Genomic DNA, 15,996 nt, shown 5'->3' with positions numbered 1-15,996 from the left:
AGAGTGATACACCATTTTATGCCAATGCCTTCAGAACTGCGCCACCCATTTGCGTGGTCCCGACTAATTCGCTTCCTGCCTCGTGAATATCGGGGGTACGCAAGCCTTGCTCCAGCACTTTTTGCACTGCTGCCTCAATACGCAGCGCCTGCTCAGGGAGATCCAGCGAATAGCGCAACATCATGGCGGTTGAGAGAATCATGGCCAGGGGGTTAGCCTTGTCCTGCCCCGCGATGTCGGGTGCAGAACCGTGGCTGGGCTCATACAGCCCCTGATTGGAAGCATTCAGCGAAGCCGAAGGCAGCATGCCAATGGAGCCTGTCAGCATGGCTGCTTCATCCGACAAAATGTCGCCGAACAGATTGCCGGTGACGACCACGTCAAAAGCCTTGGGGTCGCGCACCAACTGCATGGCAGCGTTATCGACATACATATGCGAGAGCTCCACATTGGGATACTCTTTCGCAACGTCGATCATGATGTCGCGCCAGAACTGAGAGGTTTCAAGCACGTTGGCTTTATCGACACTGCACAGGCGGCCTTTGCGTTTGGCTGCGGCCTGGAAAGCCACATGAGCAATGCGCCGCACTTCGGATTCAGCGTAATGCATGGTGTCAAAACCCTGGCGCTCGCCCTTGAAGGGGCCATCCGCCACTTCGCGCACGCCACGAGGCTGACCGAAGTAGATGTCGCCTGTGAGCTCGCGCACAATCAGGATATCCAGCCCGGAAACGATTTCAGGCTTGAGCGAAGACGCATTCGCAAGTTGCGGGTAAAGAATAGCGGGCCGGAAATTGGCAAACAGGCCCAGCGCTTTTCGCAGACCCAGAATGGCTTGTTCCGGGCGCAATGCACGTTCGAGCGAATCGTATTTCCAATCGCCCACAGCGCCAAACAGGATAGCGTCGGATTCCTGCGCCAGCTTCAGCGTGGAAGGTGGCAGCGGATGGCCGTGCTGATCGTAGGCTGCCCCACCCACTGGTGCCGTCTTCATTTCTAAATCCAACCCCAGCGCGCCCAATACACGGGCGGCCTGCTCGGCGATCTCTGGGCCAATGCCGTCTCCAGGCAGAATGGCAATTTTCTTGGTCATGGTGTTCCTAAAAATCCGGATAAATACAGGCTATATGTTTATGCAGTCGGCTCGGCGGCCAGCCAGGGGAAACGCGCCAGGCGTTGTGCTTCAAATTCGCGAATCTTGTCGGCCTTTTCAAGAGTGAGACCAATATCGTCCAGCCCGTTCAGCAGGCAATGCTTGCGAAATGGGTCGATATCGAACGGCAGTTCGCTGCCATCGGGCTTGATCACCACCTGGCGCTCCAGGTTGACCTCAAGCTCGTAGCCCGGCGTGACGGCCACTTCCTCAAACAGGCGTGCCACCTGCTCTTCGGGCAAGATAATGGGCAACAGACCATTCTTGAAGCTGTTGTTGAAGAAGATATCGGCATAGGACGGCGCAATAATCGCCCTGAAACCATATTGCATCAACGCCCAGGGGGCATGTTCGCGGCTGGACCCGCAACCGAAGTTCTCGCGTGCCAACAACACCGAAGCGCCTTGGTAGCGCGGCTGGTTCAGCACGAAGTCTGGATTGAGCGGCCGCTTGCTGTTATCCATGCCCGGCTCGCCGTGGTCCAGATAACGCAGCTCATCGAACAGATTGGGGCCAAAGCCCGTGCGTTTAATGGATTTCAGAAACTGCTTCGGGATGATGAGATCAGTGTCTACGTTGGCGCGATCCAGTGGAGCGGCCAGGCCTTTGTGCGTGGTAAATGCTTGCATGATGGTGCTCCTATGCGAATTGGCGAACGTCAACGAAATGGCCAGCGACTGCCGCAGCCGCAGCCATGGCCGGGCTCACCAAGTGAGTGCGCCCGCCCTGCCCCTGCCGGCCTTCAAAGTTGCGGTTGGATGTCGACGCGCAACGCTCGCCCGGTTCCAGCCTATCGGCATTCATGGCCAGGCACATCGAACAGCCTGGCTCTCGCCACTGGAAACCGGCTTCCAAAAAGATTTTGTCCAAGCCTTCTTTTTCAGCCTGCAACTTAACCAAGCCTGAGCCTGGCACCACCATGGCCAACTTTACGTTGTCGGCCACCCGGCGGCCCCGTACAACTTCCGCTGCCGAGCGCAAATCTTCGATGCGGGAGTTGGTGCACGAACCAATGAAAACCTTATCAATGGTGATTTCTGAAATGGGCATATCCGCTTGCAAGCCCATATATTCCAGAGCGCGCTCCATGCCGTTGCGACGCACTTCATCGGATTCGTTGGCAGGGTTGGGCACACGATCTTCAATCGTAAGCACCATTTCGGGCGACGTTCCCCAGGTGACTTGGGGCGCAATGTCAGCAGCGTTGATTTCGACCACTTTATCGAACTGGGCGCCTTCATCGGAATGCAAGGTCTTCCAATACTCAACAGCGTCGTCCCATGCCTGGCCGGTAGGCGCATACGGACGGCCGCGGAAGTATTCAATGGTTTTCTCATCGACCGCCACCATGCCGGAACGCGCACCGGCTTCGATGGCCATATTACAGACGGTCATGCGGCCTTCCACCGACAAGGCGCGAATGGTGCTGCCACCGAATTCAATCGCGTAGCCCGTGCCACCGGCGGTGCCGATGCGGCCAATGATATGCAGCACGACATCTTTGGCGGTACAGCCCCGAGGCAACTCGCCCTCCACCTTGATCAGCATGCTCTTGTTCTTCTTCATGAGCAAGGTCTGGGTAGCCAGCACGTGTTCGACTTCAGAAGTACCAATACCAAAAGCCAGTGCGCCCACTGCGCCGTGCGTACTGGTATGAGAGTCGCCGCAGACGACGGTCATGCCTGGAAGCGTCGCGCCCTGCTCCGGCCCGATCACATGCACAATGCCTTGGCGCACATCATTCATGCGGAATTCGGTAATGCCGTATTTTTCGCAGTTTGCGTCCAGGGTATCAACCTGCAGGCGTGAAACCGGGTCGCTGATCCCGGCGGCACGGTCTTCGGTGGGAACGTTGTGGTCGGCAACCGCCAGGTTAGCGCTGACACGCCAGGGTTTGCGCCCCGCCAGGCTCAGGCCTTCAAAAGCCTGGGGGCTCGTCACTTCGTGCACGAGATGGCGGTCGATATACAGCAAACAGGTGCCGTCGGATTCTTGGTGCACCACATGGGCGGACCAGAGTTTGTCGTAAAGAGTCTGTGGCATGGCTATCTTGTTCCTGGAATCTTGAAAGGAAACCCGGTAAACCGGGGTATGGATTCCATTATGCCAGCGTCTCTACCTAGTACAAGACAAGCATTTATACTGGTATCCGTAGTAACCGGATACCCGTTTGACCGCCCTATGCTTTAACGTTTCGCCGCTTCGTACAGCGGCATTACTTTCTGCGCGTTCCGCTGTAATTCGGCGCTGCGCGTCGAGGCCGACGGGTGAGTGGAAAGGAATTCGGGTGGTGCACTGCCCCCGCCCAGAGCCGCCATTTTTTGCCACAGCGTTACTGCGGCGCGAGGGTCGTACCCAGCACGAGCGGCCAACTCCACCCCAATGAGATCGGCTTCGGACTCATGCGTGCGGCTGTTTGGCAATGTGAACATGACATTGGTCAGTGCTGAGCCGAGATCCCCTACTGCCGAAACACCGGTCACCGCCGACAATACCGACAACCCCACTTGAGTCGCCATCTGTTGTGAAATTTGTTCGCGCGAGTGCTCACGCAAGGCATGCGCCATTTCATGACCCAACACGGCGGCTAATTCGTCATCGGTGGGCTTGATACGGTTAATCAGGCCGGTGTAAATCGCCATCTTGCCGCCGGGCATGCACCAGGCATTGACCTCGTCGGAACTGATGACATGTATTTCCCACGGCCAACTCCCGGCGTCGGGACGAAACGCCCCCACATGAGCGACCAAGCGATTGGTGATTGTTTGCACCCGGCGCACTTGAGCCGCATTGGTATCCAACGCACCTTTCGCACGCGCCTCAGACATCATTTGCGAATACTGTTGATTCGCCGCCTGCTGAAGTTGAGCCGCCGGCACCGATGTCGCCATGAATTGCTTGCGGTCCACCCCGATCACACCGCTTTGCGTGGTCTGCACCGAAGCGCAGCCGGTCAGAGCAGATAACGTCAGCGCCGCGCCCCACAATACGATACGGCGACTCATTCCTAGTGCTTTCTTCATGTTTTCCCCGCCTGAACACTTAAGGTCGTTACATACGGCCATTACATACCGCGCTGCGCCCGCTGACGCAGTGCGTGATCCATAAGAATAATCGCCAACAACGCTTCAGCGATAGGCGTGGCGCGAATTCCCACACACGGGTCGTGCCGCCCAAATGTTTGTACCGTGGTCGGCTCGCCCTCCAGGTTGACCGAGCGACGCTCGACCCGAATGCTGGACGTCGGTTTGATCGCAATCGACACAGTAATAGGTTGGCCGGAAGAAATACCGCCCAGCACCCCACCCGCATGGTTGCTTTGAAACCCATCAGGCGTGATTTCATCGCCATGTTCAGAACCGCGCTGGGTCACGCAATCGAACCCCGCACCAATGGATACCCCTTTGACCGCATTCAACCCCATCATGGCGTGAGCGATATCGGCATCCAGCCTGTCGTAAACGGGTTCGCCCCAACCAGCAGGCAAATTTTCAGCCACGACCTCAATGCGCGCGCCGATAGAATCGCCGGCACGCCGCAATTCGTCCATATAGGCTTCCAGTTGCGGCACCACTTCAGCATTAGGCGCAAAAAATGGGTTGTTGCCGACTTCTTCCCATGCTTGAAAAGGAATGGGAATAGGCCCCAACTGGCTCATGTAGCCACGCACCTGCACGCCATATTCAGCCGCCAGCCATTTCTTGGCAATCGCCCCTGCCGCCACCGTCGGCGCTGTGAGCCTGGCCGAAGAGCGGCCACCGCCACGCGGGTCGCGGCGACCGTATTTTTTCCAATAGGAATAGTCGGCATGGCCAGGACGGAAGGTTTCAACGATATTGCCGTAATCCTTGCTGCGCTGATCGGTATTGCGAATCAAGAGCGCCACCGGCGTACCCGTAGTATGGCCCTCGTACACACCTGAAAGGATTTCCACCTGGTCAGCTTCCTGACGCTGGGTGACATGCCGCGATGTGCCGGGCCGGCGACGATCGAGTTCCTTCTGAATATCCGTGACATCCAGGGGCAAACCGGGCGGGCAGCCATCGACCACAGCCCCGATAGCCGGGCCATGCGATTCACCAAAATTCGTGACGCAAAAAAGTTTGCCTAAAGTATTACCGGACATGATGCGATCTTCGTAGGGGTGTAAGAGGAAATAGCAAAGCGACGATGAAACATTGTATCCGTCCCGCGCTGCGGTTAAACGGTACAGAACGCAGCGGCCTTACAAGGCGGTGCGCAGCGGCGACAGCGCCCTTCAGGAAGAACAGCTGATGGCCAGATTCTCAGACCATTCGGGCGCTTGCTCTGCATAGCGTTCAAACCCAGGGTGTTCTTCGTAAGGACGGCGTAGCAGGGTCAGCAAGGTTTCAATTTCGGTGGCGTCACCTTGAACGGCCGCTTCAATTGCCTGCTGGGCCAGATGGTTGCGCAAAACGTAAAGCGGGTTGGCTCGTAGCATAGACGCGGCTCGGTCAGCCTGCGGCAATGTCTGGCCTTGCAGGCGTTGCTCATAACGCGCCAGCCAGTCACGCGCAGGCTGGGGGTCGCCAAAGAGCGAAAGAAAGGCTTGAGGGTCTTTATTCACCCCAGCCAAGTGGCGAAAAGCCAGAGTGAAGTCCGCCCGTTGTTCGTGCAACAGGCGCCACCATGCGTCGACGAAGTCATCGTCGCCTTGTTGCCAGGATTCCAAGCCGAATTTGCGGCGCAAATTGCCCTGGTAGGCGGCGAGAAAATCGCCTTCAAAGGCAGACGCCACTTCGCGCAATTCTTCTTCCTTCAGCCCCAAGGTAAGGAAAACACTGGCCAACCTATACAAATTCCAGTGCGCAATCGCAGGCTGTACATTCCAGGCATAACGGCCATGAGTATCACTGCGGTTGCATATATGACCCGCCTGAAAGCCATCCATGAAACCATAAGGGCCGTAGTCGATAGTCAGGCCAAGAATGGACATATTGTCGGTATTCATTACGCCATGACAAAAACCGACAGTCATCCAGTCGGCCACCATGGAAGCCGTGCGTCGCACCACTTCACGCAGCATGCGCAATACGGCCTGTTCCCACGAAACCGCTTCGCCCCCCTGACTTTCACGCACCTCAGGAAAATGCCTGTCGATAACGTAATCCGTGAGAATGCGTAAAGGCTGAGGTTTGCGTTCCCAATGCTCGAAACTGCCAAAGCGTACAAAGCTGGGAGACACCCGAGTCACAATGGCTGCGGTCTCGACCGTTTCCCGATAAACCGGGTCGTCAGACGTGACCAAGGCCAGGGCCCGTGTGGTAGGGATTCCCAGGCCTGCCATGGCTTCGCTGGCCAGGTATTCACGCACCGACGAACGCAATACCGCTCGCCCATCGCCCATGCGTGAATACGGCGTTAAGCCCGCACCCTTGAGCTGCACTTCCCAAGACCCTTGTGGCGTGAGAATTTCACCCAACAGATGCGCGCGCCCATCGCCTAGCTGCCCCGCCCACATGCCGAATTGGTGGCCACTATATACAGCGGCAAGCGTACGCCCGCCCGGCAAAGGGCGCTGGCCGGACACCAGTTCGAGAAATTCGGGAGAGCGCAGCGTTGCTGCGTCTAAGCCCAATAGCGCCGCGACCTCTGCATTCGCATGCAGCAAGCGCGCGCCTTTCAGAGGTTGCGGATCAAGAAACGTGTGGAATTCGCGCGGCAGTTCAGCGAAAGAGTTGGCGACCTGCAAAGCGTCCAGGTTCATTATGATTTCACCCCGGCCTTGGCCGCCCGGCTGCGCGCCGCCTTTTTGGCAGGTCGGCAGTAAAGGATGGCCGACACATAGAATATGACTGATAAAGCAATTTCCAGACCTGCCAGCCAAGCAGACAGCGGGTTCAGGTCTGACCAGGCACGCATCACGCCTTCCATGAAATATAGAAGAATGAACATCGATGCCCACTGCATGGTGTAAAGATTACCCTTTAACACGCCTCGCAACGGCCAAAACAGAGGCAGCGCCTTAAGCGCCAACCAAGAACCGCCGGGAATAATAGGAGCCAGCCAGAGCTCCCACACAACACACAGGACAATGAGGCCGATCAGGGCGCCAGAGGCGACCCAGCGCCATACGGAATTTACAGAAGTCGTCATACTGGTATTATCACCCGAAAGGATACAAGGCTGACAGGCCATGGAACGGCTTACTGATACGCAATCCCCTTCCCCTCGCCCGCTCCCTGAGCCCCCACACGAGAGCCGCAGGCAGCTTCGGGACATCTCCTGGTCGACAATCTGGAAGGCTGTGAAATATGCCTTGCGGCGCGCGCAGGAAAAAAAACTGACTCAGGTGGCTTCCAGCCTGACCTACACGTCGGTGCTCAGCCTTGTTCCCCTGCTCGCGGTCGTGCTGTCGCTTTTTACCGCCTTTCCCTTATTTGCGGAATTCCGCTATGCCTTGGAAACTTTTCTGGCAAGCAGCGTCATGCCGGAAGTGGTGTCCGAGACCGTGCTGGGGTACTTGAATGAATTTGCTGCCAAGGCATCGGGCCTGACCACCATTGGTGGTTTGGTGCTGATCGTCACCTCCGTCATGCTGTTTCGCACCATCGACGAGGCTTTTAACGATATTTGGCAGGTAGAAACCCGCCGCCCGTTGCGCCAACGGGTGCTGGTGTACTGGGCGGTGCTATCGCTAGGCCCCATTCTGGTCGGCGCCAGCCTTTGGGCGCTATCTATCGTTACCCGCGAATCACTCGGCCTGATCGGCGATATTCCCGCCGTGGGCAATGTCGCCTTGTCGCTACTGCCACTGCTTTTAACAGGCTGCGGTTTTTCCGCCTTGTTTCTCACCGTACCCAACCGCAGTGTCTATTGGAAAGATGCCGTAGCAGGCGGGTTTGTCACGGCCATTATTCTGGAAATTCTGCGAGTGGGCATTGCTTACTATCTGAGCAAATTCCCTTCGTACACCATTATTTACGGCGCGTTTGCCACCATTCCCATTTTTTTGTTGTGGGTGTATTTGTCGTGGCTGGTGATCCTGCTGGGCGCCACCGTGACATCCTTGCTGCCTGCCTTGCGGCAGCGCCGTTGGGCGCAGCAACACTACACCGGGGCAGGTTTCGTTGACAGCGTGCGTGTGCTGCGCGCCTTGTGGGACACGTGGCGCACCAACACGCCCGGGCGCAGCGTCGGCGACTTATGCGAACACCTCGACCTGCACCAAGATGAGCTTGATAACGTGCTGCACACCCTTAAAAATCTGGGCTACGCGGTGAACACTGAACACGACACCATCGAAACTTGGGTATTAGCCTGCGACCCGGCCACCACCGAACTTCAGCCGCTGATCGACGCCTGGCTGCTTGACACCCAACAGCCCGGCTTGCATAGCGAGCCCCAGTTGCTGCACGCCACCGCCCGCTCATTGTCGGGGGAATCCGTGCAGCTCGAAACCCTATTCCAAAAACCTTCCCCTACCCTAAGTTCATAGCTTGGTGCACAATGTCCTAAGCGCCACTATGGACGCCTCCTCGGGAGACCAATATGTTGAAAGTCAGTGAAATTCTGCGGATCAAGGGCAATACGCTCTATACCGCCACCCCCGACACCCCCATCCAGGCCGCCATCGACACCATGTCTGAACAAGACATCGGCTCGTTGGTCATCATGGAGCACGGCCAGCTGGCGGGCATGCTCACCTTCCGCGAAATCATCCGCTATCTGCACTCCAGCGGGGGTACAGTGGGCGACTACACCGTACGCAGCATCATGGACGATGCCCCGGTCAGCGTTTCGCCCAATACCGGCTTTGAAGAAGTGCAGCGCCTCATGCTGGAAAAACATGCGCGCTATATTCCGGTGATGGACGGCCCCACGCTGCAAGGTGTGATTTCTTTCTACGACATGGCCGCCGCCATCGTAGCGGCCCAAGCATTTGAAAACACCATGCTCAAGGCCTATATCCGCGACTGGCCAGGCGACCAGGCCGCTGTATAGCGCCTTTAATAAGCTAGCCAAAACCTGGCTCGTGTAGGCCGTAGCGGCGCAGTCTCGACACGGTGCTCCTGTGGAGCCTTACTTTAGCTACCTAGCTCGCCCCGCCCTAGTCGGCGGGGCTTTCACTTAGGTGTACGGTCAAGATAGTTCAGCCCAGGCGCGCGCCAACAGCTGCGGGTCGTTACTCGCCAATTCGGTGGAATCCGACAACATGCGGCGCCAGCGGCGAGCACCCGGCCGCCCACTCTGCCAACCCAACATGGATTTCACCACCATGCGCAGTGCTGCGCCATTTTCAACCTGGCGAGCGGCGTAAGCCATCATGGCCTCCAGCACCTGCTCCGCCGGCGGGAGCGCATCCATGTCGCCCAGCGCCACCGATAATTCAGACAGCACCCCAGGCGTATGCCATGCCGCCCGCCCCAGCATCACGCCATGAAAGGTTTTTAAGGCTTCCAAGCACTGCCCAGTTTCCGCCAGCCCGCCATTCAGCACAAATATGGCGTCGGGAAAATCGGCCGCCAGCTGCGCGGCCACGTCATAGCGAAGCGGCGGAATTTCGCGATTGTCCTTGGGGCTCAAACCCTTAAGTACGGCGTTACGCGCGTGCACGACAAACACCCGGCATCCCGTATCGTGAATCTGACCAACGAAATCACGCACAAACCCATAGGATTCGTCGTAATCCAGCCCCAGTCGATGTTTCACAGTAACCGGCACTTGTACTGCGTCTTGCATGGCTTTCATACAGTCTGCCACCAGGGCCGGCTCAGCCATCAAACAAGCGCCAAACGCCCCTTTTTGCACGCGCTCTGAAGGGCAACCGCAGTTGAGGTTGATTTCGTCGTAACCCCATTGCTGGCCGAGGCGAGCGGCGGCGGCCAACTCAGCCGGCTCACTGCCCCCTAGCTGCAGAGCAACAGGATGTTCGCTTTCGTCGAAATCCAAATGGCGCGGCACATTACCATGCAGTAATGCACCCGTCGTAATCATTTCGGTGTACAGACGTGCAGCAGACGCAAGCAAACGATGGAAGTAACGGCAATGCCTGTCTGTAACATCTATCATTGGCGCAACACACAAGCGCCACGCCTGGGGATCAAGATTTGTCATGGCAAGGGGCACAAGGCCCGCATCGGTACAAAAAGATGGGCTCATCGGAGAGGCCTTGACGCCAGATCCGAAAGAGACTCAAACCCGCCATTTTCGCATGCCTTGCCAAGCTAGACTAAAATCCAGCAGTCTGCGGCGCAGTTTTCAACAATTGCAGCATACCGATACGAAAAACATCACGATGGCGGCCCCTAGGGCTCTCGCCTCGCCGGATAGAAGGAATCATAAGCATCCATGGCTGTTTTCACCTCCGTCAGCGATGACGACGCCCGCGCGCTCCTGAAGCATTACACATTGGGAGAGCTGGTATCCCTGCGCGGCATCACTGCAGGAATCGAGAATACCAATTACTTCTTGAGCACAACACGTGGCGAATATGTGTTGACGCTTTTTGAGGTGCTCACATCGGAACAACTGCCCTTCTACATTGAGCTCATGACTCATTTAGCAGAACGCGGCGTACCAGTTCCCCACCCTCAACAGATGCATGACGGCAGCCGCCTGACCTCCCTGCACGGCAAGCCCTGCGCCATTGTGACTCGATTGTCCGGGGGATACGAGCCCGACCCCAGCGCCGCTCACTGCGCCCAGACCGGTGAAACCCTGGCGCGCATGCATTTGGCCGCCGCTGATTTTTCAATCAAGCAACCCAATTTGCGTGGGCTGGCTTGGTGGCAGGAAACCGTGCCACATGTGCTGCCCTTTTTGAGCGGTGCACAGGCCGACATGCTGAAGGCCACACTGGACGAACAAACTGCTTTTGCAGAAACCGCTACCTACGCCGCTCTGCCATTCGGCCCGGCGCATTGCGACCTGTTCCGCGACAACGTGCTGTTCGACGGTACATACGAAACACCTCGCATGGGTGGCATCATAGATTTCTATTTCGCCGGCTGCGACAGCTGGTTGTTTGATGTAGCAGTCTGTGCCAATGATTGGTGTATCGAACGCGAAACAGGCGTCTTTATTCCCGAGCGCCTGCAAGCACTGTTGAAAGCCTATGCCGCAATTCGCCCCTTTACCGAAGAAGAGCGCGAAGCCTGGCCCATGATGTTGCAAGCCGGGGCACTACGTTTCTGGATCTCCCGTCTGTACGATTACTTCCTACCGCGCCCGGCTCAGACGCTTAAGCCACACGACCCGCGCCATTTTGAACGCATACTGACACAGCGCCGCCACGTTGCAGCGCCGAGCCTGCCCTAAGCCGTCTATAACCATGCAAGCAGCCATACTTCCCATCCATGCCGGTTGGTTCTGGATCCAACAGGGGTACCGCATTTGTCGTCAGCAGCCCTTGGCCATGTTCTTTTGGAGCATGACGCTGGGCCTGCTTATTACCTTCAGCTATCTGATTCCCCTTTTTGGGCAGATGGCGCTCATCATTGCCACGCCCAGCCTGACCTTCATGACGCTGTCCGCCTGCCGCCACATTGAAGCGGGCGAAGCCATGCAGTTCGGGATGTGGACCCAGCCCTTGCGCGATCCAAACGTGCGCAAACGCCTGATCGTGCTGGGCATCACTTATCTGGGCTGCTCGCTTGCCGCAGGCGTACTTGCTACTCTGCCCTACCTGGGCAGTTTGACCGCCGTCATCGAAGGGCAAGGACAGGTCGACGAATTTGCCCTGCTGCAAGCCATGCGTGCCCCGCTGCTGACCTTTGGCGTGTTCTACATACTGATTTCCATGTTGTTCTGGCACGCTCCCGCCCTGATCGGCTGGCATGGCGTACCCATGAAGCGTGCCCTGTTCTATTCCATGGTGGCCTGTTGGCGCAATAAATGGGCATTCATGCTCTATGGCTTGAGCTGGGGTGCCATCTTCCTGGGCGTGCAGTTCGCCAGCAGCTTTCTGATTGCCATGGGCCTTTCAGCGCCTGTCATGCAGCTGCTCTTAACCCCTTTAAACATCGCCATTGCGGCCGTGCTCTACGCCAGCTTTTACCCGGCCTACATCAGCGTGTTCCGGCCGCAAGAACAGCCGGTGCGCGACAACGCAACCTGAATGCGTTCAAGATAGTCGGGGTGACGTTCGCAGTAACCGCCTGGCAGCTCAACCACCGCCCTGGCTCCTGCGTCCATCGCCACTCTGTATGGCGGCAAGCGCTGAATGCAGCGGCGCTGCCCGCCCCGGCCGTCAAGAAACACGATATCAAGCGGCTGCCTGAGAAAAAAGGTATGAATCGCCCGGCAGGGCGTGAGCAGCACGCCTTCGTCAGCCGCCAGCTTCCCAAAGCCCTGCAGGCCAAGCAGCCGTAGAAAGAACGTGTCGGCACGCCTTAGCTTTAGCACTGGCGATGGCGATGCTGTCCGGCAGTGTTCATGAGCCACAGCGTTCATTTCCATAGTTCCGTAAACTGAACAACGATGGGAAAGGCGATGATCAGAAAAGAGCAAGGGAAGATACAGATGACCAAGGGAAACATCATCTTTACCGGAGCTTCCAGTGCCCGCTTCTCCGCCTGGAGAAAACGCTCACTGCGCCGTTGATCGGCCTGGGCTCGCAACACCGGCCCCAGATTCATGCCTGACTGTTCTGCCTGGGCAACAGCACCAACAAAATGATGCAAAGGCGTAAGCCCACAACGTTGCGCCCATTGCGCCAACGCTTGCTGACGCGAAGCCCCGGCGCGGATATCTGACAACATGTGGCGTAGTTCGTCACGCAAAGGCCCGGGTGGGCCGTTGGCGGCAGCCTGCCCCAGCGCCCCATGCAAATTCAGGCCCGCTTCCACACACAGCGTAATCATGTCCAGCATGAAGGGAAACTCCCTCAACATTGCTTGCTTACGGCGGCGTGTGCACTCGCGCAGCCGCTGCCATGGCCAAACTGCTGCAAGCGCCGCCGCAAACGCGGCGCAGAATAACAACGCCGGCACCGAAAGGCTGCGGTGCAAAAGCACTACCACGGCTGCCACGGCCAGCATGGCAAGCACGGCCTGCCAAGCACATAAATGATGCGGTGACCAATAGGACGGGGCCCCCGCCTGACGCAACAGGTGTTCCAGCCGGCGGCGCAAATGCCAGGACATCAAGGGGCGGCACAGAACTGCCACAGCCTCCACCCACGGCCAAAGCAGGCGCAAGGGCAGCCTCATGGGGGCTCCTCCACCCGCTGCCGCCCGCGTATAAGGACGCCCCAACCACCAAAACACCAAGGATAAAGAACTGGCAGCCAGTGCCATGCTGACCCAGATCCACATTTCAAACCTCAATGCTGACCATGCGGCGCACCAGATACATGCCTACGCCTTCAAGCACGGCCACCAACACGAGCACGCCCCAGCCAATGGCTGTGCCCCACAGTTGGGACATGGCGTGCGGATCAAGGGCGTACAACGCTAGGCCAAGTGCGATGGGCAGACAGGCCATCACCCGAGCCTGCATACGCCCTTGAGAGGTGAGTGCCCGTATTTTCCCCAGCAACTGTAAACGGGTGCGCAGAGTAAGAGAAATGCGTTCCAGGGTTTCCGCCAGGCTGCCGCCAGTGTGGCCAGCGACTTTGATGGCGGCTACCACCAACCCTACGGATTCGGTCGCTACGCGACGATGAAAGGCGTCAAGCGCATCGTTGAACGCCAACCCCATGCGCTGCTGCTGCATCAACAGCCCAAGCTCTTGCGCCAAAGGCCTCTGGGCATGGCCGGATACCATGCGCAAGCCGGACTGCAGCCCCGAACCCGCACGTAAAGCCCCGGCCAGCGCCAGCAAGAAATCCGGCAATTGTTCATCGACCCGGCGGTAGCGGCGCTGCCTTGCCCATGCAAGCAGCCGGGGCGGCAGCACCAGGGCGGCCGCCCCGGCTCCCAACGCAACGACTAGCGGCATTCCCAATAGCAAAGGCAGGACAGCCCATAACATGGCTAACAACAGGTTTACCCCCCAGAGCTGGCCAGGATCCAGAAAAAGGAAAAAGTCAGCTAAACCATGAACCGTTTCATGCTGGAAGGTCGCTCGATAACGCGCATATTCTTTTTGCAGCAGATGTATGCCTGCCCAGGCTGTAATGGCGGTGGCTAGGCCGGTAGCTAGCATGAAAATCAGGATTGCCATGTGTGCGACTCCCGTTGATCACGCAACAGTGTTGTCTGTGTCAGCCATTCCAGCGGCACGGTATGCTCGCCTCCCTGCAGGCATTCCGGCTGCACGCCACAACCTTCGAAACGTGGCTCAGGCCCTTGGCAATAACGAAAAAGCTCCTGCGTCTGGATGCGCCCGGCCTCCATGCCGGTCACCTCGACAATAGAAGTCACAAGGCGGCGTCCGTTCGACAAGCGGGCCTGTTGCACGATGAGATTGACGGCTGACGCAATGTGTTCGCGAATCGCTGCCAGGGGTAGATCCATGCCCGCCATCAACACCATGGTTTCCAGCCGCGCCAAGGCATCACGCGGCGAGTTGGCGTGTAAGGTGGTGAGAGAACCTTCATGCCCGGTATTCATGGCCGACAGCATATCGAAGGCCTCGGCGCCCCGGCATTCGCCGACAATGATGCGGTCGGGCCTCATTCGCAGTGCGTTTCTGACGAGATCGCGTATATCTACCCTGCCCTTGCCCTCTGAGTTGGGAGGCCGCGACTCCAGAGCGATGAGATGCTCGTGATTCAGACGCAGTTCCGCCGCATCTTCAATAGTGACAATACGCTCCCCTGCCGGAATGCAGTTCGACAACACATTGAGCAGAGTCGTCTTACCTGAGCCAGTACCGCCCGATACGAGCAGGCTTTTTCTAGCGCCAACGCAAAAATCCAGAAAATCAGCCATGTGGCGATCAAGACTGCCGACGTCAAGCAGATCTTGCATTTCCAGACGCCGCTGCGGGAATTTTCGAATCGTGAGACACGCGCCACGCAAAGCGATGGGCGGGATGACGGCATTGACGCGCGAACCATCGCGCAGCCTGGCATCCACCATCGGCGAGGCTTCATCTACCCGACGGCCAAGTGGCGCAACGATGCGGTCGATTATGGCGACCACTGCCTGCTCACTGCTGAAACGGGTGTCGTGTCTCTGCAGACGACCAGCACGCTCAACATAGATTTCTTCAGGTGAGTTCACCATGATTTCGCTTACGCTGCGATCCGCCAGCAAAGGCTCCAAGGGCCCCAGGCCCACCGCCTCGTCCACCACTTGGCGCAGAATCACCTCGCGGTCCACATCATCGGGCAAGTCGGCATCATCAGCGAGTATGGCGGATAGCGCTTCTGTCGCTTCGCGGCGCAAGGCTTCATCGCTCAGCGCCAGAATATCGCGCCGCCGCAGGTCAAGCGCCTCAAGCAACGCTTTATGTAGTCGCTGTCGGTGTCGCACATGCTCTTTTGAATCAGTACAGGGTTTATCTTGCTTTGGCAGCGAATTCCTTTCTGGTACAAACCGCTCACTCAGCATAAGGGCGGGCTCTGACACCCGAGGCGGCACGCCCGCATGTAGCTGCTCTTGCTCAAGGGGCGCGACGATAGCGGAATAATCGGTAGGCGGCAGGCGCAACAACCTCATGCAGCAGGGCCCGATGATGATTTCATCGCCGGCCGATAGCGGGCCGTATTCCGTCACCCTGCGGCCATTCACGAATGTCCCCACCAAACTGCCCAGGTCTTCAATAAACAGCAGCCCTCCCTTCTCGATAATGCGGGCGTGCTGTTTTGCCACTCGCCATGATTTCAACACCAGGACGCATTCAGGTGCACGACCGACCAGCAGCGGCAGGGGAAATACTTGACGGCTGCAACGGCCATCCTCATAAGCCAGTTCCAGTTCCAGCATATTGCC

General features: G+C 57.8%; 16 protein-coding genes. 4 read left to right on the top strand and 12 right to left on the bottom strand.

Annotated elements, in window-relative coordinates; all coding sequences use genetic code 11:
• Positions 1–16 precede the first annotated feature (16 nt).
• The 7 genes from leuB to VRY85_RS09615 form a co-directional block, all read right to left on the bottom strand.
• Positions 17–1,093, bottom strand: coding sequence for a 3-isopropylmalate dehydrogenase (gene leuB, locus VRY85_RS09645; RefSeq protein WP_414598375.1), 1,077 nt, complete (start codon positions 1,091–1,093; stop codon positions 17–19).
• Between the two features lie 38 nt (positions 1,094–1,131).
• Entirely contained in the window at positions 1,132–1,782 is a 651-nt protein-coding gene (leuD, locus tag VRY85_RS09640; RefSeq protein WP_414598374.1) for a 3-isopropylmalate dehydratase small subunit, read from the bottom strand.
• A 10-nt stretch (positions 1,783–1,792) separates the two neighbouring features.
• The gene (gene leuC / locus VRY85_RS09635) at positions 1,793–3,196 is read right to left on the bottom strand and encodes a 3-isopropylmalate dehydratase large subunit (RefSeq protein WP_414598373.1); all 1,404 of its coding nucleotides are present in this window, start codon (positions 3,194–3,196) and stop codon (positions 1,793–1,795) included.
• A 143-nt stretch (positions 3,197–3,339) separates the two neighbouring features.
• Positions 3,340–4,176, bottom strand: a complete 837-nt coding sequence (locus VRY85_RS09630; protein ID WP_414598372.1) for a M48 family metallopeptidase — start codon at positions 4,174–4,176, stop codon at positions 3,340–3,342.
• A gap of 41 nt (positions 4,177–4,217) precedes the next feature.
• A complete protein-coding gene (gene aroC / locus VRY85_RS09625) occupies positions 4,218–5,279 on the bottom strand; it encodes a chorismate synthase (RefSeq protein WP_414598371.1) in 1,062 nt (353 codons plus the stop codon).
• 132 nt (positions 5,280–5,411) lie between these two features.
• Complete coding sequence (locus VRY85_RS09620; protein WP_414598370.1) at positions 5,412–6,881, bottom strand: protein adenylyltransferase SelO; 1,470 nt, start codon at positions 6,879–6,881, stop codon at positions 5,412–5,414.
• Positions 6,881–7,270, bottom strand: a complete 390-nt coding sequence (locus VRY85_RS09615; protein WP_414598369.1) for a DUF2069 domain-containing protein — start codon at positions 7,268–7,270, stop codon at positions 6,881–6,883. The genes VRY85_RS09620 and VRY85_RS09615 overlap by 1 nt, the downstream gene beginning before the upstream one ends.
• Before the next feature lie 151 nt (positions 7,271–7,421).
• On the opposite strand from VRY85_RS09615, the gene VRY85_RS09610 reads away from it, so the two are divergent.
• Both VRY85_RS09610 and VRY85_RS09605 read left to right on the top strand, forming a co-directional pair.
• Positions 7,422–8,612: a YihY family inner membrane protein gene (locus VRY85_RS09610; RefSeq protein WP_414598368.1), complete on the top strand. Its 1,191-nt coding sequence runs from the start codon at positions 7,422–7,424 to the stop codon at positions 8,610–8,612.
• 53 nt (positions 8,613–8,665) lie between these two features.
• Entirely contained in the window at positions 8,666–9,118 is a 453-nt protein-coding gene (locus VRY85_RS09605) for a CBS domain-containing protein (RefSeq protein WP_414598367.1), read from the top strand.
• A gap of 138 nt (positions 9,119–9,256) precedes the next feature.
• Here VRY85_RS09605 and dusA read toward each other — a convergent pair whose 3' ends face one another.
• Positions 9,257–10,231, bottom strand: a complete 975-nt coding sequence (gene dusA / locus VRY85_RS09600; protein ID WP_414598366.1) for a tRNA dihydrouridine(20/20a) synthase DusA — start codon at positions 10,229–10,231, stop codon at positions 9,257–9,259.
• A gap of 234 nt (positions 10,232–10,465) precedes the next feature.
• Between dusA and VRY85_RS09595 the strand changes: the two genes are divergently transcribed.
• Entirely contained in the window at positions 10,466–11,434 is a 969-nt protein-coding gene (locus tag VRY85_RS09595) for a homoserine kinase (protein ID WP_414598365.1), read from the top strand.
• 13 nt (positions 11,435–11,447) lie between these two features.
• Positions 11,448–12,233: a BPSS1780 family membrane protein gene (locus VRY85_RS09590; RefSeq protein WP_414598364.1), complete on the top strand. Its 786-nt coding sequence runs from the start codon at positions 11,448–11,450 to the stop codon at positions 12,231–12,233.
• Here the strand turns inward: VRY85_RS09590 and VRY85_RS09585 are convergent.
• The 4 genes from VRY85_RS09585 to VRY85_RS09570 all read right to left on the bottom strand — a co-directional run bounded on the left by VRY85_RS09585 (position 12,179) and on the right by VRY85_RS09570 (position 15,990).
• Entirely contained in the window at positions 12,179–12,568 is a 390-nt protein-coding gene (locus VRY85_RS09585; protein WP_414598363.1) for a DUF192 domain-containing protein, read from the bottom strand. The two genes, VRY85_RS09590 and VRY85_RS09585, sit on opposite strands and share 55 nt — an antisense overlap.
• Positions 12,565–13,326: a type II secretion system F family protein gene (locus VRY85_RS09580; RefSeq protein WP_414598362.1), complete on the bottom strand. Its 762-nt coding sequence runs from the start codon at positions 13,324–13,326 to the stop codon at positions 12,565–12,567. Before VRY85_RS09580 ends, VRY85_RS09585 begins: the two co-directional genes overlap by 4 nt.
• Positions 13,327–13,432: 106 nt before the next feature.
• Complete coding sequence (locus tag VRY85_RS09575) at positions 13,433–14,281, bottom strand: type II secretion system F family protein (RefSeq protein ID WP_414598361.1); 849 nt, start codon at positions 14,279–14,281, stop codon at positions 13,433–13,435.
• A complete protein-coding gene (locus VRY85_RS09570; protein ID WP_414598360.1) occupies positions 14,269–15,990 on the bottom strand; it encodes an ATPase, T2SS/T4P/T4SS family in 1,722 nt (573 codons plus the stop codon). The genes VRY85_RS09575 and VRY85_RS09570 overlap by 13 nt, the downstream gene beginning before the upstream one ends.
• Between the last annotated feature and the right edge of the window lie 6 nt (positions 15,991–15,996).

The organism is Achromobacter sp. F4_2707, from assembly GCF_047501535.1.
Lineage (GTDB): Bacteria > Pseudomonadota > Gammaproteobacteria > Burkholderiales > Burkholderiaceae_B > Yanghanlia.
Note: the sequence above shows the minus strand (reverse complement) of the source record. Positions and strands in the feature narration are given on the sequence as shown.